This is a genomic window from Salimicrobium halophilum (genome assembly GCF_900100295.1).
Classification (GTDB): Bacteria; Bacillota; Bacilli; order Bacillales; family Halobacillaceae; genus Salimicrobium; species Salimicrobium halophilum.
This window is the reverse complement of record NZ_FNEV01000003.1, coordinates 61934-82628: the sequence shown is the minus strand read 5'-3', so window position 1 is coordinate 82628 and position 20695 is coordinate 61934. Positions and strand designations below refer to the sequence as shown.

The following is a 20695-nucleotide window of genomic DNA, read 5'->3' as shown; positions in this document are numbered from 1 at the left end:
TCAGATTCTTCATCTTCGGAATCGTCTTCATCGTCAGCATCAGATTCTTCATCTTCGGAATCATCGTCTTCAATGTCGAAGTAGTCTTCCATCCGATCCTCGAGACGCTCGTTTTCTTCCTCGATTCTTTCAAGACGTTTCATAATAGTTTCTGCCCGTTTCTCAGCTATTTCCGTGAAACGTTCTGTTTTCACATCCACCGGCTGCATTTCCATTACAGGATTTTTGTCCTTCCCTGCGTGTTCCGGTTTCTCTGCCATTACGGTCATAGGAGCCGCTGTCAAAAATGCGGCAGTGGATACTGTTGCGAATACCTTTTTCCAGTTAGTGTTCATTATAATCCTCCTTTTTGGGTTCTGTTTCTATTATCGGTAAGAGAAGGAAGCTTCACAAGTCGTCGGAAGTACTAACTAGTTTTGAAAAAAGTCTGAATAAATTGTAAAATAATTGGTAGGAGGGATACGATGTATAAAACCTATGTCACCATTTTTATCGTACTTTTATTAGGTAGTTTTTCTGTAGTGAATGCGGAAGAATCAATGGAGACCGTATCGGCTGAGAAAGAATGGAAGGTGGAATTCAATACACCTGTTACCCTTGAATCAGCAGAAGAAGCCATTTCTTTGAGAAATACGGAGACTCAGCAGGAAGTCTCAGTAACCATGAGTTACGGAAATAAGAAATCTATTGTAGTGATCAATCCGCCAGACCAAGGGTATACATACGATACGACATACAGCATACAAGTTTCAGATGAGATCAGAAGCACCGGGGGTGTGAAGGCTGAGAATACGTTCTCGAAAGATTTTGTAGTGGAAAAAGATACTTTTGCATCCTGGCACTCGGTGCGTACATTGGATATGAAAAACGAGACAGTGGTCCATCTGCTTGCCGATGAACCTGCACCTGAAGTAACGGAGGATACAGAAAATCGATTTGATGAATACGATGCCACTTTTAAGCTGGGACTTGAGAGTTCATCTGGTAAGAAAGTTATGGATTTTCCTTTTGAAGAGAACAAGAACATTTCCTTTCTCCATAACGATAGAGAGAATATAGAGTCGCTCTTCCGGAAAATAGACGATCAGGTCTTTATCTATTCAGAACGTGCGGATTCTTCTTTGACTGAGGACTATGCTTTCTATGTAACGGCAGAAGACATAAAGCCACTAAACTTCTCTTTTGAAGATGGCAACACTTCCTCTTATATTTTGAATACACTCGGGGCTTTTGAATCTTTAGAAGGGAATAAGTATCTTCAATCGACCTATAATAATGCAGTCGCGAAAACGTTGAGGACGGTCTATGAACTGGATGAAGAGACGCTGACATTCAGAGAGGTTTCTGCTTTAACAGATGACGAAATAGAAGCTAAAGCAGAACGTGGGTATAAGAATGCTCATCGAATCATTTATGATGATCTACTGGCCGTTCATAACGGTTTATATGAAAATAGGGATTATTCGCGGATAAAAGAAGAGTTGCAGCCCTTTTTGACTGATTCTATGATAACGAATTTGGAGGATCCTTATTATTCTATTTGTGTAGCCTGTGATTCTTTGATACTTTCTTCGGACTGGTCGTGGGATATTCATAAAAACGTGTTGGAGAACACTCCAGGAAGAGTGATAGTCGAAACAGCAGAGACGACGGGAAATCTTACTTCAGGTGGTTTCGATACGATTACAATTATTAAAGAGAATGGAGCATGGAAACTGGATGCCTTGGACCATCAAGGGTTTGATGGAGATCGCAACCTCGATCTTTCCGCTTCAGAAGCGAAGACAGTCGCAGGGCATTATGTGAATGTGCAAGGTATGAGGTATGTGGGGAGCTCCAAGGAAACAGTCAATGTGTATGATGGAGAGAACTACGAGACAACCGTCTATCATTTCATGTATAATGGAACAGAATATAAAGTCAAAGCGGCCACAGGAAAAGTGGACCAAGTATTTGAATGATAGGAAGATGATATGAACGCTAAATACATGATTATCGGATTTTTACTGACGCTTCTCATTGGTGGAGGGGTGATGACCTACTCCTGGTTCACCGCGGAATCCGAAATAAAAGATGATAAGGTCGAGGAAATCACTGCGTCCCCTTACCAGCTTGAAGAAGGAGAAGAATCTAAGAACGTCAAAGAAGACTATGAGGCTCTGATGTCCGAAGCGGAATCCAGAATCAGTAGTCTGGAGAAGCAGGCGATGGAGGATTTGAACGGCGATACCTCTTACATGGAACTTTATCAGAAATACAGATCAGCAGCGAAAGAGCTTGAGGAGAATACGGATCAAACTTTTGAAACGTTGCACCAGCAGCTGCAGGAGGAAGGGAAAACGGATGAAGCAGCCGTTTTGAAACAGCAGTATGAATCACAGAAAGAAGAGTGGAGACAATCCATCGTGGAAGAAGTGAAAGATAGAATGTAAGAAGGTTCCGGTGATGATTCACCGGAACCTTCTTATATGAAAATACCGAGCCAGATGGCGGCAACCATCGTTAGAATCAGCAATTGCTTTTCGCCATTGGATACTTGCTCAGGATCTTCGATTTTCAGATTGATGACGATCAGGATGGAAACGATGGAGAGGATAAGAATCCCGAGAGCAGCCGTCATCCGTTCGGTGCCGAGCCACAACGCTAAAGAAGCGGCCATAGCGAAATACAGGATAGCCGGGAATCGACTGTATGTATCTCCGAAAGTCCTCTTCATCCAAACGACGCTCGTCACTTTGGCAGGAGTGGCTTGTTCGTCGGCGTAGCGATCAGGGATATGATGGACCATGATCCATGCCAGACAAAAGATGGAAACGATCATAGCATTCTGCACGGCCCACACTGGCGGCTGGTCCATTAAAAGCCAAACACCTCCAAGACCGATGAAGTACACGGCGGGGAACGTGGCGACCCATTCTCCGAGCAAGGGGTAGTAACTGAAGCGAAGAGAAGGAAGCGAATAGGCTACTGCCGAGTATAAGCCGATAGCAAGCAGAACAGCTATTTTCACATATCCGAGAATCAGGAAGGCCAGAATAGAGATAAGAACGGCTGCAATGGAAACTCTTCCGATACTCCTGAGCGTGTCCGTCGTCATTTGACCGCTTCGAACAACACCGCTTCCGCCGGATAGAATGCCGGGACTATGCGTATCGGTACCCGATATGCTGTCCATATAGTCATTAAGTACGTGGGTCAGGAACCCGTGGATCAAAATAGTACCTAAGAGGAGCAGACTCAGTATGCGCAGCAAGTCGGAAAGAGGAAAAGAGTAGTACAAGTAAAGGGGTAGCATCGTGGTGATGATAGCTGCGAAGCTTGAAAACAGAACGGCAATCAGCCTTAGTAGAGTGAAGCCTGTCCGGAACATAGAAATGGCATTCATCATGAAAACACTCCTTTCTATCAGTTGATATAATTTTATAATTCTCAGATAGGAATAGCAATTTCTATTTCTGTATATTTCCCGGGAAATATGTCGTCACGTTTAGCTGATCATGGGTGGGGAAATACCTGCAGTAGAAGGAGTGGATGAGATGAAGCGAAAATTCGATCCGAAAAAGCTGTACACAGATTTCATGGAAAAGAACAGAAGTACGGTGAAAGAATATATGTCCAATCCGAAGAAAATGAAAGAATTGTTTCAACTGGCGGACGAGAAAGCGGAAAAGAATGAAGGATACCTGCAGGGAGCTGTCGGAAAAGTGAAGTTGCTGGCTTCTCTACTGAGAGCTTATAAACGCGGGGAATATAGAGACGTTTCCAATAAAACGATAATTATGGTCGTCGTTACACTTCTCTATTTCGTAACCCCTGTCGATGCATGGCCTGACTTTCTGCCTCTCGGTTACGTGGACGACCTGGCTCTTCTCGGGTATACAATGAGGACGATCAATGATGATCTGATGGCTTTCAGAGATTGGAAAGAAAAGAACGAGGGGGACGCTGAAGATCCTGAGATTATTCAGTGAACCTTGTGATATAGTGGGGATAGTCTCTCTTTCAGGAGAGGCTATTTTTTGATGGAGGTAAAATATGAAGAATAATTACTTAACACGTGTGCAGCATACAGCTTTTCTGGCTGCTATTTTCTGTTTCTGGTTTGCCACATACATATATGTTCCGACCTTCAGTGTTTACCTAGAACGGATCGGTCTTGTTTATTCACAAATCGGTATCATTTTAGGAGCATATGGGATTACCCAAATACTGCTGAGGTGGCCACTCGGCGTGTTTCTGGAATGGCTTGGCGGAACGAAGAAAAAATGGCTCGTCATTGGGTTTATCGCTGCAACGATCAGTGGCGTAATGCTTGCCTTATCCGAAGTGTTCACCGTTGTGTTGATCGGTAGGCTTCTGGCTGGGGTGACTGCATCGATGTGGGTTATGGCCACGATTATGTACGGCCAGTACTTTCCGCCTTTCAAAAGTACGCAGGCCATGAGTACGATGCAGTTCATGACCGTATTCACCCAGTTTGCAAGTATGGTCCTCTGTTCTATCTTGATCAGCTGGTTCGGGTGGGAATTTCCTTTCTGGATGGCGGCACTGTTCAGTTTGGTTGGAGCTGCTCTGCTGATAGGGATTCCTGAGATCTCTGTACCTAGAGAAGAATCCAAATCGTGGGTCCAATTCTTCAAAGAAACTGCGAAACTGAAAGAAGTGTGGGGAATAGCAAGTCTCTCCTTGATTGGACACGCTATACTATTTGTGACGATTTTCGGTTTTTCTCCGCTATATATCGTCGAACTCGGATATTCCGAGTCCATGATCCCCTGGCTCGTTTTCGCTTTTTTTATCCCGCATATGTTGACGTCTCTAGGCCTCGCTTATGTTCATGTAAAAGAAGCACACATTTTTCATATTGTATGGGCAAGTTTCCTGGGAGCAGCTGTGTTTCTGGTGTTCATTCCTTTCTCCTCACTTATTTTCGTACTGCTGTTACACGCGGGGGTAGGGTTTACGCTGGGGATGGTACTGCCGATGCTTCTTGGAAGAGCAGCGCTTTTCGGAAAAAAGGGGAACGGAATGGCAGTAATGGGGATGTTCCAGTCGCTGTATGCTATAGGTATTTTCATCGGTCCTTATTTTTCAGGAGAAATCGCGAATATATGGAACCTTGATGCTACGTTTTATTTCGCGGCTATTCTCGCTCTTATCGGTGTATGGATCACCATGGGAATGAAGAGGAAGATCGTTTCAGCATAAACGTTCTTCCTCCTTTTAAATTTTTGTCATGACCCTTATGACAAACACGCATTTAGATTATATTGTTTCCTCCTCTGTAATCGCTTTATTATGAAAGTAACAACAACAAGGAGGAATGGACGATGGAACAAACAGCGAATAAATCTGGAATCCGTGCGAAGGTCCAGCGGTTCGGCAGCTTCCTGAGTGGAATGATCATGCCGAACATCGGGGCTTTCATTGCCTGGGGTATCATAACTGCATTATTTATTGAGGACGGGTTTCTACCGAACGAAGATCTGGCTGCTCTGGTAGGTCCGATGATCACCTACTTACTGCCGCTGCTTATCGGTTTTACCGGTGGACGGCTCGTTCATGGGCTTCGTGGAGGAGTGCTTGGTGCTATCGCTACGATGGGGGTTATTGTAGGGGCACCGGACACACCGATGTTTATGGGAGCGATGCTGATCGGTCCGCTTGCCGGAGTTACGATCAAATGGATTGATAAGGCACTTGAAGGGAAGATACGGTCCGGTTTTGAAATGCTGGTCAATAACTTCTCGGCTGGTATTGCAGGTGCCATTCTCGCAGGTGTCGGACTGTACCTGGTCGGTCCGGTCATCGCAGGACTGACGACCGTTCTCGGAGCTGCAGTGGAACTGATGATCAATTGGGGTCTATTGCCGTTAGTAAACTTATTCATTGAACCGGCGAAAGTACTATTCCTGAACAACGCCATAAACCACGGAATCTTGAGTCCGTTGGCAGTCGACCAGGCGCAGGAAACAGGGAAATCGATTCTGTTCCTGCTTGAAACGAATCCTGGCCCAGGACTTGGCGTACTACTTGCTTATACATTTTTCGGTCGTGGCACATCCCGTCAGACAGCGCCTGGCGCGGCTATTATCCACTTTGTAGGTGGTATTCATGAAATTTATTTCCCTTACATTCTCGCAAAGCCAAGCCTTATCCTGGCAGCGATGGCTGGTGGTGTGACTGGTACGGCGACTTACGTAGCTATGGGTGTCGGAGCGACATCTACACCTTCTCCGGGTAGTGTCATTGCCGTACTGGGTCTTACAGCCCGCGGAGACCACCTCGGTGTACTTCTCGGGATCACACTTTCGACTATTGCTTCCCTGATTGTTGCTTCGATCATTCTTAAACTCAGCAAAGATAAAGGTGAGAGTGATTTGAATGAAGCGACAGCTAAAATGGAAGATATGAAAGGGAAGAAGAGCAGTTTATCTTCTGCTATTACCTCAGAGGAATCGGAGGCTGAAGAAGGAACTGAGGAAGAGCAGCCTTCAGCTGAAAATGCCGGGGACGTTCCGGATGTAGATCAGAAAGATATCAATAAGATCATTTTCGCCTGTGACGCAGGTATGGGCTCGAGTGCTATGGGGGCATCCTTACTCAAGAATAAATTCAAGAAAGAAGATATCACGATTGATGTCACGAACAAGGCTATCAACGATTTGCCGGATGATGTGGACATCGTCATTACTCATAAGGATTTGACAGAGCGGGCGATGCAAAAGGTACCTTCGGCTCATCACATTTCTGTGGATAACTTCCTGAACAGTCCGAAATACGACGAACTTGTGGAAGAACTGAAGCATTCGGGTAAATAAGAGAAACAAGTGAGAGGGAGGTGATCCGTTGTACGTTACAGGTCGTGAAAGGAAGATTCTCGAACTTCTGCTTGAGGGAGAAGAAATGACCATCAAAGATCTGGCCGAACACCTTGACGTCAGTACTCGTACGATCCACCGTGATTTGAAAGGACTCGACAGTGTTCTTCAGGCCTCTGAGCTGCGTATTGAACGTACGGATCACTCTCTTCTTTTTCTTGAAGGAGAAGTCGGACAGAAAGAAGAGATGAAAAGAGAAATCCTGGGTCAATCGTTTGTGGATTATACTTCTGATGAAAGGCAGCTCCTGTTGCTTTCGAAGTTGCTTGAGACAAGAGAGCCTCTCAAGCTTGTGGGTCTCGCTTCGGAGTTGAACGTGACGGTAGTGACGATAAGTAATGATCTGGATAAGGTCGAAGAACACGTGAAGAATTTCGATCTCGAGCTGGTCCGTAAGCGTGGCTACGGAGTAGAAATCATCGGAGACGAAAAACGTATAAGAGAAGCGATGAGTCACTTGATCATGAGTCATATGGATGAAATCGATTTTCTGACCCTTCTCGGTAATCAGGCTTCTGCCGGAGTCGTCATCAACGAAATAGCTCAGCAACTCCTCGGGCTGGTCAATATTGAAGGTTTGGCTAAGATCGAAGAAGCTGTGCGTGAAGTGAGAACAACACTTTCCTATGATTTTTCGGATGACGCATATATCGGTCTCGTCATCCATCTGGCTCTTGCCGTCGAAAGAATACGCCAGAAAGAAACGATCCAAATCGATGAAGAGTATCTGAATCAGATGAAGAGGATGAAAGAATTCACTTCAGCTGTTTCTCTCAGAGAAAAGTTGGAAAGAAACCTTGATCTTGTAATTCCTGAAGCGGAAGTAGCTTATATTACGGGGCATCTGATGGGAGCCAAGGCCAGATTCGACAAAGACTACTGGCTCGAAGAATCGAGTCTCAGTACAGCATTCAAAGCGAAACAGCTGATCGAGTTCATGACGAAGCGGATGAGTTATGATTTTCATCGGTCAAACCGTTTGTTGAACGATCTGGTTGTACATTTGAAGCCGAGTATCTACCGGTTGCAGCAGAACATGGAGATTGTTAACCCGTTCACCGACCAGCTGGAGAGTGACTACCCTGAGTTATTCCGATTACTAGAAGACGGAATCAAACATGTGTTTCCGGACGTGAGGTTTCCGAAAGATGAAGTGGCTTATCTCGTCATGCACTTCGCTTCGGCGATTATCAACATGGAGGACAGGAAGCCGGTGAAAACACTAGTCGTCTGCTCCAGCGGGGTAGGGACTGCGAAGATTCTATCAGCAAAACTGTCCCAGCAATTTTCCGCCATCGAATCGATTGATCATGGGTCGCTCTTCGATCTGAAACAAAAAAATTTGAAAGAATATGATCTGGTGATTTCCACAGTTCCGCTCACTGATTCCGAAGATTATGTGCTGGTCAACCCTATACTTCAAGAGAAAGATTCACAGAAAATAGCATCGGCCATCCGCAAAGTGCAGGTATCCTCTCAATTGGAGAAAAAACAGGAAAACAAAGAAGAAATTCAGGAAGAACTCACATGGAATGCTCTACGGAAATCTGTGGAAAACACACGTAATTATGTCGATGCCATAGCCGAAATTCTGGACGGATTCATCGTTACGAAGGCGAGTGGACAAGATTCCAATGAGTTCCTTCATCAGATCATCGGAGAACTGGCGGCAAACGATATCGTTCCGTATGAACCCCGGATTGTCCATCGATTGCTTGAAAGGGAAAAGATAGGGGGGCTCGGGATCCCCGGGTCTTCCGTCGCTCTGTTCCACACGAGAATCGAGCGTGTCGAACACATTTCGTTCACGGTCCATCTGCTAGAAACCCCGGTGAATCTTGGCGGTATGGATGGAGGGATGATGGAGGTGGATACGATCCTATTAATGCTGACACCGCTTGAACCTCCGGAAGAGTCCCTGGAGACATTGAGCTTTCTCAGCTCTCTGCTAGTGGAGGAAGAAGCGTGTACCGAGGCGCTCCAATCGAAAGATGAAGAAACAATGGAACGCTATTTTTCCAGGCGTCTGCACCAATTTTTCAAAACAAAAATAAAAGGAGACGATGATCATGAGTAACGTACTGACACCAGAGAATATCCGTTTGAACGAAAGTATTGCATCAAAAGAAGAAGCCATTCGCGAGGTAGGAGGAATTCTCCTTGAGCAGGGATACATCGAGGAAGCCTATATCGATACGATGATGGAGCGGGAAGAAATCACTTCCACATATATGGGGAACTACGTAGCTATCCCTCATGGCACCGAAGACGCGAAGAAGGCGGTGAAAGAAACAGGGATCTCTATTATCACAGCTCCCGATGGCGTGGATTTCGGAGATGGTAATATCGTTAAACTCATTATCGGAATCGCCGGGAAAGGCAATGAGCACCTTGATATTCTTTCGAAAATTGCAATCGTCTGCTCTGAGGAAGAGAATATAGACCGTATTTTGAACGCTTCCTCTAAAGATGAAATCATCGACATTTTCAACGAGGTGGAGTAGATGAAGGCTGTTCACTTTGGAGCGGGCAATATAGGTAGAGGCTTTATCGGAGAACTTCTCTATAAATCGGGGTACAGCACGACATTCGTGGATGTGAACGCCGAAATCATTGAAGCTCTGAATGACGAGAAGGAATATACGGTGCACTACGCGGGAAGCGACGAGAAGCTTAAGGTAACGAGAGTAAGAGGGATTGATAGTTCTAAGGATTCGGCTGCAGTCACAGAAGCGGTCCAGGAAGCTGATCTCGTCACAACAGCTGTCGGTCCCAATGTACTGCCGCTCATCGCTACTGCAATTGCCGAAGGTCTGAAAGGTCGTACAGGACAAGAACCGCTGACGATCATCGCCTGTGAAAATATGATCGGCGGAAGCACCCTTTTAAAAGAAGAAGTCAGTAAGCTTACAGAAGAGGAAGTCCTTGAAAAAGCTGACTTTCCGGACTCTGCCGTCGATCGCATCGTACCGATTCAGCACAACGAAAAATTATTGGATGTAAGTGTAGAGCCTTATTTTGAGTGGATTGTCGAAGAAGGCGATATAAGAGGGGGAAAACCGCCAGTAGAAGGTATCACGTACGTCGATCATCTCGAACCTTATATAGAGAGGAAACTCTTCAGTGTGAATACGGGGCACGCTGCGACTGCCTATAAAGGAGCGAGGAAGGGATATGAAACGATCCGGGAAGCGATGGACGATGAAACGATCGTCCGGCATGTGCGCAGTACGCTGAAAGAGACAGGAGACGTACTGGTGGAGCGTTATGGCTTCGATCGATATGACCATGAGAAGTATATCGATAAAATCATAGAGCGTTTCAAAAACCCGGACTTGTCCGATTTCGTAACGAGAGTCGGGCGAGGTCCGATCCGGAAACTGGGAATAGAAGATCGCCTCGTAAGGCCGGCACGCGCCCACCTTGAAATAGTAGGTAGAGAACCTGAGTATCTTGTGGATACGATTATCGCAGCCCTTTCTTATGAAAATCCGGAAGATGAGGAAGCAGTAAAGTTGAAAGCTTTACGTGAAGAAAGAGGGCCGGTCGGGGCATTGAAAGAAATAACTGGTCTCGATGATTCTGAGCCTCTTATTCAAGCAGTGGCGAAGAGAATATGAAAGAAAGCCAGGGACTGAGCCCTGGCTTTTCTTATGTCGATACCGTGGTATAAATGGCGGTCATGTCTTTCTCATTCATGAACACAGGTACAGGATAAAGCGGATGCGCTTCCTTCATGGAGCGACGGACCATGTCAGGGATATCTTTCTGTTTTATATCCGGGATATGAGTCGGGATTTCCATTTCCCGGTTCAGCTTTCGGATCGCTTCGATGAATATCTCCGCTTTTTCGGTCGTATTCATACCAGAAGTGGTGATTCCGGCACTATCCGCAAGATTTGCGAGCCGTACATGAATTGATTCGCCGTAATAGTCTAGGATATGAGGCAATAGCACAGCATTCGCAAGACCATGTGGAGTCCGGTAGAAGCCTCCTAATGTATGAGCGATTGAATGTACATAACCGACGTATGCTTTCGTGAAAGCGAGACCTGCATAATATGCGGCTTTCTGCATCTCCGCACGTGCCTGCTTATCATGTGGATGATGATACGTTGTAAGCAGATTTCCGAAAATGAGCCGAACCGCTTTCCTGCTCAACAACTCTGTCTCTTTTGTGTTACTTTTACCGATATAAGCTTCGATGGCGTGAGTGAGAGCGTCCATACCGGTCATCGCTGTGATGTGTTGGGGAAGATCGAGCACAAGAGACACATCGAGTACGGCTTTGTCAGGAATAAGCGAAAGGTCGATCAACGGATATTTTTCGGACGTTTCCGGATTTGATATGACCGTTGCTGCGGTCCCCTCGCTACCGGTTCCTGACGTCGTAGGAATCGCAATCAGCATAGGGGTCGCCCTTCTCACGCGGAATAGTCCTTTCATTTCTTCGATCGTCTTGTCAGGTCGAGCCACTTTGGCAGCTACTCCTTTGGCACAGTCGATCGCCGAACCACCTCCGAATCCGATGATGGCCTGACAATGATGGTAGCGATATGCATGAAGCGCGTCCTGGATATTGATCACCGTCGGGTTCGGGACAGTATCCTCGTAACGGATGTATTCGATTCCTGCACCGTTCAATTCCTCTTCGAATGGGGCGAGGAGACCTGCTGCTTTAATGCCTTTATCTGTGACGATCAATACCCGCTCGTACCCTTCCTTTTTCAATTCATCCACAAGTCTCCCTGTACTGTGTTCCCCTTCTATTAAATCAGGGCGCCGCCAGGGAAGGAAGCGACTGGATACATGCATTGTTCTTTGGAAAGAGCGATAACGAATTGCTTTCCAGGGGCTGATCATTGTTTGTCACCTACCAGGTTACGAAGTTTCACTTTCTGGATTTTGCCACTGGCCGTCTTCGGTAGTTCTTCCACAAACGTGACAGAGGTCGGGCATTTGAAATGAGCCAGTTTCTCCCGGGAGAAATGGATGACGTCGTCTTCAGAGAGGGAGGTTCCTTCTTTCAAGACGATGATGGCGTGCGGCGTTTCACCCCATTTTTCATGCGGCAGAGCGATGACAGCTGCTTCCTGTATATCCGGGTGATCGTAGAAGACACTCTCCACTTCAATGGAAGAAATATTCTCTCCGCCACTGATAATGATATCTTTTTTACGGTCCGTAATGGCAACTCTCCCGTGACGATCGATAGTTCCCATATCTCCGGTATACAGCCAGCCATTCTGGATGGTTCTGTTCGTCTCTTCTTCGTTACGCCAGTATCCTTTCATGACACCGGGACCTTTTACAATGATTTCACCGACCTCGGTTCCGTCTTTTTTCACTTCTTCGCCTGTCTCATCCACCACACGTACTTTGGTACCTATGACTTCAAGTCCGGCTTTTGCTTTCGCTTCGTAATACTCATCCCCTTGAAGGTCATCTTCTTCCGTTGAAATATAGGAAGCTGTGCTGAGGGGGGAAGATTCCGTCATGCCGTAGACTTGATAGAACTCCCATCCTATTTCTTCTTCGATTTCTTTGACGAACGCTTTAGGTGGAGCGGAACCTGCGATGACGAGACGCATGTTTTCGGGAACCTTGGGTTTTGTTTCATGGTACTTGCTGATCACCCCGTTCAGCACAGTGGGAGCCATATGCATAACCGTCGCATTATACTTTTCTGCTTTCTCCAGAATTTCTTCCGGAATCACTTTCTTCTGCATGACTTGCGTTGCTCCGTTGGCCGTGTAGTAGAACGGAGATCCCCAGCCATTGACGTGGAACATCGGAAGAATATGAATCAACGTGTCCCGGTCTGACACCCTCAAATGATGCTGGATGGATAGAGCGTGCAAATAGTTGTTTCTATGGGTAAGCATTACCCCTTTCGGATTTCCGGTTGTGCCACTTGTATATAGAAGAGTCGCTGTATCGTTTTCTTTCACGTCGGCTCTCGGAAAAGGCGATTCAGGAAATCTCTTTAACCACGTTTCGTAACCGGACATGCCATTTTCTTCTTCGGTACGTCCGTGTACGATGATATGTTCGACGGTTTCAAGCTGTTCTATAATAGGTTCGATCAGCGGAACGAGTTCGTAATCGACAAACAGAACCTTGCTTCCACTGTGGTCAAGGATGTAACGGTAATCCTCAGGTTTCAGTCTTGTATTCAGAGATACCATGGTCGCCCCAGTTTGGAACACTCCGTAGAACCCTTCGAACATTTCCAGGGTGTTCGGTGCAAGGTAAGCGACACGGTCTCCGTGTGTTACTCCTAAACTTTCAAGACCATGCGACAATCGCTGGACCCTTGTATTCACCTCTTCATATGTATGGGCGATGCCGTCCTGGTCGATGATTGCCTGCTTCTTGCCATAAAGCGCAACTGCACGATCGAGAAAATCTGTCAGTACTAGTTCCATTGATTACCCCTCCTTCATCTGTTAGGAAAAGTATACCATAGAAATGTAAGCGTTTTAATAGTCTGTTGTTATACAGTAACTAAGCGTTTACGATAGACCAATAATGGGAAAAGGAAACAAATTATTGAAAACGAAAAGTAGCTGGAGGAGGAAATGTGATGACTGAAAGGAAGCGATCCAGCAAATGGATCAGAGTGGCAATCGGTGGGGTAACTGGAGCTGTTGCAGGTTTGATGTTAAAGCCTGATGTGAATAAAGAAGGGATCAAAGAAAAGGTGAAAGGGCGAAAAGAAAATAGTACGGGGAATGATACGACAGACATCAAGAGGGAAAGTGGAGAGAGCTCAACGATAGTCCGAGAATCATTTAAGGATTCGAAAAAGATGAACACGGTAAAGAAAAGCGTCACAAGTGACAGAAATTCGGGGGATGAAGAACAGTGAGAGAAGGAACACCAAGAAATGTTTTTAAGCAGGAGTCAGGCCATGATTCCTGCTTACAATAGTGTTTCGGCGCTTTTTTGACTTGAATTATGTTAAAATGAAGCAAAAGGGGGAGTGGTGATGAAAGCAATCGCACTTGATATGGACGGCACTATTCTGGATGATGATCACGTCATTTCCAAAGAACTTATTACCTGTATTGATGATTTGCAGAAAAAAGGGTATTACATATTTGTCGCCACAGGACGGACTATTGCGGATGTGGAGGGCGTTCTTGCTACAGAACTTGAACCGGACGGTATTGCAGCAGCGAATGGCATGACCGCAATAGCAAAAGGGGAAGTCCTTGCAGATGAGGTCGTTGATGAGGAAATACTTAACGATTTGATTGAAGAGAACCGTAAACACCGTCTTTACTATGAAATCCATACAAAAGACGGCGAACGCTTCGGCTTCAAGGAAGATGAAGTATTTCTGATGGAAGAACTTGAAGGACCGATGCCTGAGACCGTCAAAGAGCATGAGTGGAACTCGAGACAGAAGGTTTGGGAGAGTGAGTTGACGGTTACTGAAGACATCGACCTGAGTCAGGTATTGAAAGTGTATTATTTTACGAAGGACCAGGAGAAATTGGAGAACTGGAAGGCTGCCCTTGGCTCTAAGAAAGCGCCATTCGCGACTTCCTCCTCTTCGGAGCATAACGTAGAAGTCATGAAAGAAGGCATCAGTAAAGCTTCCGCTCTAGAACTTCTCCTTGATCATTATGATCTACAGCCAGAGGATCTTATGGCTATCGGAGACGGGGGCAATGATATTCCGATGCTGGAGCTCGCCGGCCGTCCGGTAGTGATGCAGAACGCTCCGGAAGAGTTGAAGGATCAGTTTCCTGAAGTGACGGATTACCCTAATTCGGAAAACGGAGTGTATATGTTTCTCAAAGACTTTACCCAAGAAGACTAGTAAATAAAGCCAATATCTTGACAGGAAGGGTGTCACATATGGAAAAAATTCGTTGGGGCGTCATAGGTACAGCGAATATAGCCAAGAAACAGCTGATTCCTGCGATTACGAGAGCAAGAAATGCTGAAGTTACAGCCGTCGCAACAGGAAGTGATATAGAGAAGGCGGAGCAGGTAGCGGAACAATTCGAAATGGAGAAAGCGTATGATAGCTATGAGAAGTTGCTTGATGATCCCGATATCGATGCCGTATACATTCCTCTTCCGAACCATCTCCACAAAGAATGGACCATCAAAGCAGCTGAAAAAGGGAAGCATATCCTTTGCGAAAAACCGCTTGGGCTCACGATGGATGAAGCTGAACAAATGAAAAAAGCGGCCGATATGAACAATGTACTACTGATGGAAGCGTTCATGTATTATTTCCATCCTCAACATGAACGTGTAAAGGAAATCATTACTTCCGGAGAAATCGGAGAAGTGAAGTATATGCGTGCGTCCCATTCCTTTTTGATGCCGGAAGATAAAAGGAAAACGAATATTCGGGCTGATAAGGATAAAGGCGGGGGCAGCATTTATGACGTCGGCTGTTACGGTATTCATGCGATCCGGAACGTTTTAGAAGACGAGCCGGAGTCGGTGTTCGTCCACGGTACAAAAGATGAGAACCATGGAATCGAATCGACCTCCATCGGGTACTTCACATTTACGGACGGCAAGAAAGCTGTGATGGAAAGCAGTTTTGATATGACGAACAAGAATGAATATGAAATCATCGGTACGAAAGGGAAAATACTTGTCCCCCGTGCTTTCAGGCCGGATGTTCAAGGCGGAGAAGGATTGATTCATGTAACGATCGGTGATACTGTACGAACTGAATCCGTACAGGGGGACCAGTATCGATTTGAAGTAGAGCATCTGTCAGAGGCTATTTTCAACAAAGACGAGACCGTGGTGCATACGCTCGAGAATACGATGGATAACATGCGCGTCATTGATGCCTGTTATCGTTCCATTGCTGAAAACAGAACAGTAGACTGTTAAAGGGGAAGGGTACCTGTTTTTTTAGAAAAACCTTCCTTCTGAGACATATCCATTTGATATATACAGGAGAGAGCAAGATGACGACAATCAATGACATTGCCAAACTCGCTGGCGTATCCCGGACGACGGTATCCAGATTTCTTAACAGTAATGGATATGTCGGTCAGGAAGCCAGGGAAAGAATAGAACAAGTGATCCAGGAAACCGGTTATATGCCGAGCCAATCTGCGAAATCATTGCGTACGAAGAAGACAGGTGTCATCGGGATCATTTTGCCGAAAATAAGTACGGAAACGTCCAGTAGAGTCGTGTCAGGAATCAATGACGTGATGAAGAAAAAGGGAATGCAAATCCTCCTGACGGACACAGAACTCGATCCTGATAAAGAGATAGAATATCTGCGACTTTTGAAGAGCAGGCAGGCCGATGGAATCATTCTTCTTGCAACCAATATCAGTGAGCGCCTGCAAAAAGAAATAGATGCTATCCCTATTCCTGTCGTTGCCCTGGGGCAGGATGTGCCGGGCATCCCTTCTCTGACCTATGCTGATTATGATGCTTCCTCTGATATGATGCAGTTGCTCATCGGGAAAGGTCATGAAAGAATAGGCTTTATCGGTGTGTCCAATACCGATCCGGCCGTAGGCGGTATCAGACAGAAAGCTTATAAAGAAATGATGCAGAAGCATGGATTCGAAGTGAGAGAAGGCTGGATCGCAGAGGGTGATTTTTCTATCGAATCCGGATACGAAGCGATGAAACAGATCATTACGAGTGATCGCACGGAAGTTCCGACTGCCATCTTCTGCGTAACGGACCGCATGGCTACAGGAGCGATGGAATATTTGAAGGAACAGGGTTTCCGTATTCCAGAGGATATCGCTGTAGCTGGAATCGGAGATGCGGTCATGTCCCGTTACATCACACCTTCCCTGACGACGGTAGATTATTTTAATGAAGAAGCGGGAGAAGCGACGGCAGAGATGCTGCTGGCGACAATGGAAGGAAAAAATTACAACAAAAAAAATATGCACAAGTATAGACTTATAAAAAGAGATAGTGTATAGTAACAACTATAAACGGTGTGTAATCGATTACACATCATCTTTTTTATAAAGAAATGAAAGCGTTATTTTAACCGGATGTGGAATCGTTCACACAATTTTTGAGGAGGGAAAACACATGGCGAGTAATCAGGAAATCGCAAAGCAGGTCATTGAAGCTGTCGGTGGAGAAGAGAATATACAATCCATCGCACACTGTGCGACCAGACTCAGAGTCATGGTACATGATCATGAACAGGTAGATGTAGATGGCGTCGAGAACATTGAAAAGGTCAAAGGTGCCTTTTATAATTCAGGTCAGTATCAGATCATATTCGGTACAGGTACCGTTAACAGGATTTATGAAGCGATCACGAATGAAGGGGTTACCGGTACATCGAAATCGGAAATGAAAGAAGAGACGAAGCAGCAAGGGAATCGATTCCAGAGAGCGATTCGTACGTTCGGTGACGTCTTTGTTCCGATCATTCCCGTTCTTGTAGCCACCGGTTTGTTTATGGGTGTACGCGGACTCGTTACTCAGGAACAGATTCTTGCCATTTTCGGAATGGCACCGGAAGATATTTCGGAGAACTTCCTTCTGTTTACGCAGGTACTTACGGATACGGCGTTCGTATTCTTACCGGCACTTGTCGCCTGGTCGACCTTCCGTGTGTTCGGAGGTACGCCGGTCATCGGTCTGGTGCTAGGATTGATGCTCGTATCACCTTCGCTGCCGAACGCATGGGCAGTTGCTGAGGGAGCGGCTGAACCGCTGCAATTCTTAGGGTTCATTCCTGTCATCGGTTATCAGGGGTCTGTACTTCCGGCTTTCTTCGCAGGGATTGTAGGAGCGAAAATAGAGAAGTTCTTCCGTAAACGTGTTCCGGAAGCACTTGACTTGATTGTCACTCCTTTCCTTGTACTATTAATCATGATTACACTGTCTCTCTTCGTTCTCGGTCCGATTCTGCACGTCGTGGAAGGCTGGATTTTTGAAGGGACGAGAGCTTTACTTGAATTGCCGTTTGGACTAAGTGGACTCATCATCGGTTTCTTCAACCAGATTATCGTTATCACAGGGGTGCACCATATCTTCAATTTCATGGAGATTCAGTTGCTCGAAAACCTCGGTTATAATCCGTTCAACCCGATTATTACAGCAGCGATTGCTGCTCAGGGTGGCGCAGCACTTGCCGTAGGTGTGAAAACGAAGAAGAACAAGATGAAGGCACTTGCTTATCCTTCAAGTCTGTCAGCTTTTCTTGGCATCACTGAGCCAGCGATTTTCGGTGTCAATCTTCGTTATGGAAAACCGTTCATCATGGGTCTCATTGGTGGCGGTGCCGGTGGTTTCCTTGCTTCCCTTGTTAATCTCAAGGCGACAGGGATGGCGATCACTGTGCTACCGGGAACTCTATTATATCTGAATGAACAGATTCTATGGTACATCCTCGTCAACCTTGTAGGGATCGGGGTAGCGTTCGGCCTGACATACCTGTTCGGTTTTGATGAAAAGATGGATGAAGAAGCAGCATAAAAGAAGCCGGGTTTCCGGCTTCTTTTTCACGATATTTGCAGGTTTTAGCATGTCGAGTTGATTTTCAGTGCTTTTTAGCATTTGTATGTGGAGAGGAAGATTCAAATGATCGATGTAAATTTAAGAAATAAAGCCATGGAAATGGTTGAAGAATATAGTGGGATTGCTTTGTCGGACCCTTACTATCCGTCCTATCATATCGCGCCTCCTGTAGGATTGCTGAATGATCCGAATGGTTTCATCCAGTGGAAAGGGACTTATCACCTGTTCTATCAGTGGATGCCTTTCCACACAGGACACGGTGCGAAGTTCTGGGCACATCTCACGTCTCGCGATCTGGTTGACTGGGCATGGCAGGAACCGGCTCTTGCTCCGGATGAATGGTATGACCGGACCGGATGCTATTCGGGAAGTGCGGTAGAGAAGGACGACGAGCTACTTCTTTTTTACACAGGGAATGTGAAGGATGATGACGGAAATCGTGAGACCTATCAATGTAAAGCCCGTTCTGAGGACGGGGTCTCTTTTGAGAAAGTCGGAGTGCAGATAGAATTACCTGATGGCTTCACTCCTCATTTCCGGGATCCGAAAGTATGGAAGATGAGGAACGAGTGGTACATGGTTATAGGAGCACAGACGGAAGAAAAAGAAGGGTGCATCGTTCTATATCGTTCGGAGGATCTCGATTCCTGGACCTACGAAGGCATCCTCGCTTCAGGCATGGGATATATGTGGGAGTGCCCGGACTTCTTTCGCTTGAAGGATGATGTTCTGCTTTTTTCCCCTCAGGGACTCGAGGAAAAAGGCATCGATTACAGAAATATGTACCAGTCCGGTTATATCATTGGAGATTTCGACAAAGGGTTTCCAGAAGAAAAATTCCGGGAGCTTGATCATGGTTTTGAGTTCTATGCGCCGCAAACGACTGAAGATGACCAGGGCCGTCGTCTTCTTGTCGGCTGGATGGGGATGCCGGATGGAGGAGAAGAATACTTCCCTACCCACGACAACCATTGGATCCATCAGATGACCCTTCCGCGTGAACTGCTACAGCAGGGAGACAGGGTAATCCAGAAACCGGTGGAAGAGCTCGAGAAGCTTCGCACTGACAAACTGGTGGAAGAGAACTCCGGGAGTTTTGCAGGAAACCTCCCTAGAAATATCGAACTGATAATGAGAGAGATAGAGGAAGACATCTATATTGACTTGTATGACTATTTCTCCATTCGCTTGGAAGGACGAAGAATTACCATCGAACGTCCGGCCATGGATGGATCAGGAAAGGAATGGAGAGCGGCTGATCTCGTTTCTCCGTTGACAGAAATGCGTATGTTCATCGATCAATCCTCTCTTGAGATTTTCGTGAATGACGGAGAGATCGTGTTTTCTTCACGCATGTTTCCGGATGTGGATACCCATGAATGTCGCGTGAAAGGAAGAAGTTCAATAACTGCATGGAATCTTCGTGCCGAAAAAGGAGCAGAGTGATATGAAACTTGGAGCTATTGAAGCGGGAGGAACGAAATTCGTACTTGCCATCGGGGATGACCAGGGAGAACTCTTCGAAAAAGAAGTGATCCCTACGGAGCACCCGGATGTAACGATGCCGAAAGTGATTTCCTTTTTTGAAGGGAAAGGAATAGAGCGACTGGGGGTAGGCAGCTTCGGGCCTATTGATATCAATAAGGAAAGTAATTCCTACGGAAGTCTGCAGAAAACCCCAAAGACCGAATGGATAGATTACCCTCTCGGTAAAGAATTGAAAAATGAGCTTGGAGTGCCTGTCATCATAGATACCGACGTCAATGTGGCTGCGATGTCAGAAGCCAAATGGGGGAACGCTGCGGATGTAGATTCCTGTCTGTATATTACGGTTGGAACCGGAATCGGAGCGGGAGCCTACATCGGCGGACAGACGCTTAAAGGCCTGTCTCACCCGGAGATGGGACATATTCTCGTTCGTCGTCACAAAAATGATGAGTATGAAGGCGGATGCCCATACCACGGAGATTGCCTTGAAGGGATGGCGGCCGGGCCGCATATCGAAAAGCGCTGGGGGAAACCAGCGATAGAGCTGACGGAAGACGAAAAGGTGTGGGAAATGGAAGCGTATTACCTGGCGCAGGCACTGGTTAATTACATTTATATCGTTTCTCCTGAGAGGATTGTCATGGGAGGCGGTGTGATGAAACAGGAGCAGCTGTTTCCGCTGATCAGGAAGTATGTTCTGGAGATGTTGAACGGCTACGTAAGTTCTCCGTTCCTGACAGAAGAAACGATTGACAGCTATATTGTTCCGCCGGGGCTCACAGATGAAGCCGGGGTGAAAGGTGCTTTATATCTCGCAATGGAATAGT

General features: G+C 46.1%; 18 protein-coding genes and 1 pseudogene. 15 read left to right on the top strand and 4 right to left on the bottom strand.

From position 1 onward, the window contains the following. Positions 1-335, bottom strand: a pseudogene (locus BLQ44_RS16510) (hypothetical protein); the annotation flags it as partial. Between the two features lie 129 nt (positions 336-464). Here BLQ44_RS16510 and BLQ44_RS06120 point away from each other — a divergent pair. Both BLQ44_RS06120 and BLQ44_RS06115 read left to right on the top strand, forming a co-directional pair. Beyond that, positions 465-1961 (top strand): Ig-like domain-containing protein, encoded by a 1497-nt coding sequence (locus BLQ44_RS06120; protein WP_093193004.1) that lies wholly within the window; start codon positions 465-467, stop codon positions 1959-1961. 12 nt (positions 1962-1973) lie between these two features. Then, complete coding sequence (locus tag BLQ44_RS06115; RefSeq protein WP_093193003.1) at positions 1974-2432, top strand: hypothetical protein; 459 nt, start codon at positions 1974-1976, stop codon at positions 2430-2432. Positions 2433-2464: 32 nt separating this feature from the next. Here BLQ44_RS06115 and BLQ44_RS06110 read toward each other — a convergent pair whose 3' ends face one another. After that, complete coding sequence (locus tag BLQ44_RS06110; RefSeq protein WP_245688111.1) at positions 2465-3388, bottom strand: prenyltransferase; 924 nt, start codon at positions 3386-3388, stop codon at positions 2465-2467. A 148-nt stretch (positions 3389-3536) separates the two neighbouring features. Between BLQ44_RS06110 and BLQ44_RS06105 the strand changes: the two genes are divergently transcribed. The 6 genes from BLQ44_RS06105 (at position 3537) to BLQ44_RS06080 (ending at position 10501) form a co-directional block, all read left to right on the top strand. Continuing rightward, entirely contained in the window at positions 3537-3971 is a 435-nt protein-coding gene (locus BLQ44_RS06105; protein ID WP_176757444.1) for a YkvA family protein, read from the top strand. 64 nt (positions 3972-4035) lie between these two features. Further along, positions 4036-5208: an MFS transporter gene (locus BLQ44_RS06100; RefSeq protein WP_093193001.1), complete on the top strand. Its 1173-nt coding sequence runs from the start codon at positions 4036-4038 to the stop codon at positions 5206-5208. Positions 5209-5330: 122 nt separating this feature from the next. Continuing rightward, positions 5331-6821 (top strand): PTS mannitol transporter subunit IICB, encoded by a 1491-nt coding sequence (locus BLQ44_RS06095; RefSeq protein ID WP_093193000.1) that lies wholly within the window; start codon positions 5331-5333, stop codon positions 6819-6821. Positions 6822-6849: 28 nt separating this feature from the next. After that, on the top strand, positions 6850-8958 hold the full coding sequence (locus tag BLQ44_RS06090; RefSeq protein WP_093192999.1) for a BglG family transcription antiterminator: 2109 nt from the start codon (positions 6850-6852) through the stop codon (positions 8956-8958). Continuing rightward, positions 8951-9385, top strand: coding sequence for a PTS sugar transporter subunit IIA (locus tag BLQ44_RS06085; RefSeq protein WP_093192998.1), 435 nt, complete (start codon positions 8951-8953; stop codon positions 9383-9385). Before BLQ44_RS06090 ends, BLQ44_RS06085 begins: the two co-directional genes overlap by 8 nt. Continuing rightward, entirely contained in the window at positions 9386-10501 is a 1116-nt protein-coding gene (locus BLQ44_RS06080; RefSeq protein WP_093192997.1) for a mannitol-1-phosphate 5-dehydrogenase, read from the top strand. Between the two features lie 31 nt (positions 10502-10532). Here the strand turns inward: BLQ44_RS06080 and BLQ44_RS06075 are convergent, their stop codons facing one another. Both BLQ44_RS06075 and BLQ44_RS06070 read right to left on the bottom strand, forming a co-directional pair. Further along, positions 10533-11744, bottom strand: a complete 1212-nt coding sequence (locus BLQ44_RS06075; RefSeq protein WP_093192996.1) for an iron-containing alcohol dehydrogenase — start codon at positions 11742-11744, stop codon at positions 10533-10535. Further along, on the bottom strand, positions 11741-13309 hold the full coding sequence (locus BLQ44_RS06070) for a long-chain-fatty-acid--CoA ligase (protein WP_093192995.1): 1569 nt from the start codon (positions 13307-13309) through the stop codon (positions 11741-11743). The genes BLQ44_RS06075 and BLQ44_RS06070 overlap by 4 nt, the downstream gene beginning before the upstream one ends. 158 nt (positions 13310-13467) lie before the next feature. Here BLQ44_RS06070 and BLQ44_RS06065 point away from each other — a divergent pair, with 158 nt between their 5' ends. The 7 genes from BLQ44_RS06065 (at position 13468) to BLQ44_RS06035 (ending at position 20694) form a co-directional block, all read left to right on the top strand. Next, positions 13468-13752 (top strand): hypothetical protein, encoded by a 285-nt coding sequence (locus BLQ44_RS06065; protein ID WP_093192994.1) that lies wholly within the window; start codon positions 13468-13470, stop codon positions 13750-13752. Positions 13753-13872: 120 nt separating this feature from the next. Beyond that, positions 13873-14712, top strand: a complete 840-nt coding sequence (locus BLQ44_RS06060; protein WP_093192993.1) for a Cof-type HAD-IIB family hydrolase — start codon at positions 13873-13875, stop codon at positions 14710-14712. 38 nt (positions 14713-14750) lie between these two features. Continuing rightward, positions 14751-15755 carry a Gfo/Idh/MocA family protein gene (locus BLQ44_RS06055; RefSeq protein ID WP_093192992.1) on the top strand — a complete coding sequence of 335 codons (1005 nt, stop codon included), beginning with the start codon at positions 14751-14753 and terminating at the stop codon, positions 15753-15755. Positions 15756-15832: 77 nt separating this feature from the next. Continuing rightward, complete coding sequence (locus BLQ44_RS06050) at positions 15833-16822, top strand: LacI family DNA-binding transcriptional regulator (protein WP_093192991.1); 990 nt, start codon at positions 15833-15835, stop codon at positions 16820-16822. Between the two features lie 115 nt (positions 16823-16937). Beyond that, positions 16938-18338 (top strand): sucrose-specific PTS transporter subunit IIBC, encoded by a 1401-nt coding sequence (locus BLQ44_RS06045; protein WP_093192990.1) that lies wholly within the window; start codon positions 16938-16940, stop codon positions 18336-18338. Between the two features lie 99 nt (positions 18339-18437). After that, positions 18438-19826: a glycoside hydrolase family 32 protein gene (locus BLQ44_RS06040; RefSeq protein ID WP_407690368.1), complete on the top strand. Its 1389-nt coding sequence runs from the start codon at positions 18438-18440 to the stop codon at positions 19824-19826. 1 nt (position 19827) lies between these two features. Then, positions 19828-20694 carry an ROK family protein gene (locus BLQ44_RS06035; RefSeq protein ID WP_093192988.1) on the top strand — a complete coding sequence of 289 codons (867 nt, stop codon included), beginning with the start codon at positions 19828-19830 and terminating at the stop codon, positions 20692-20694. The last annotated feature ends 1 nt before the right edge of the window (position 20695 follow it).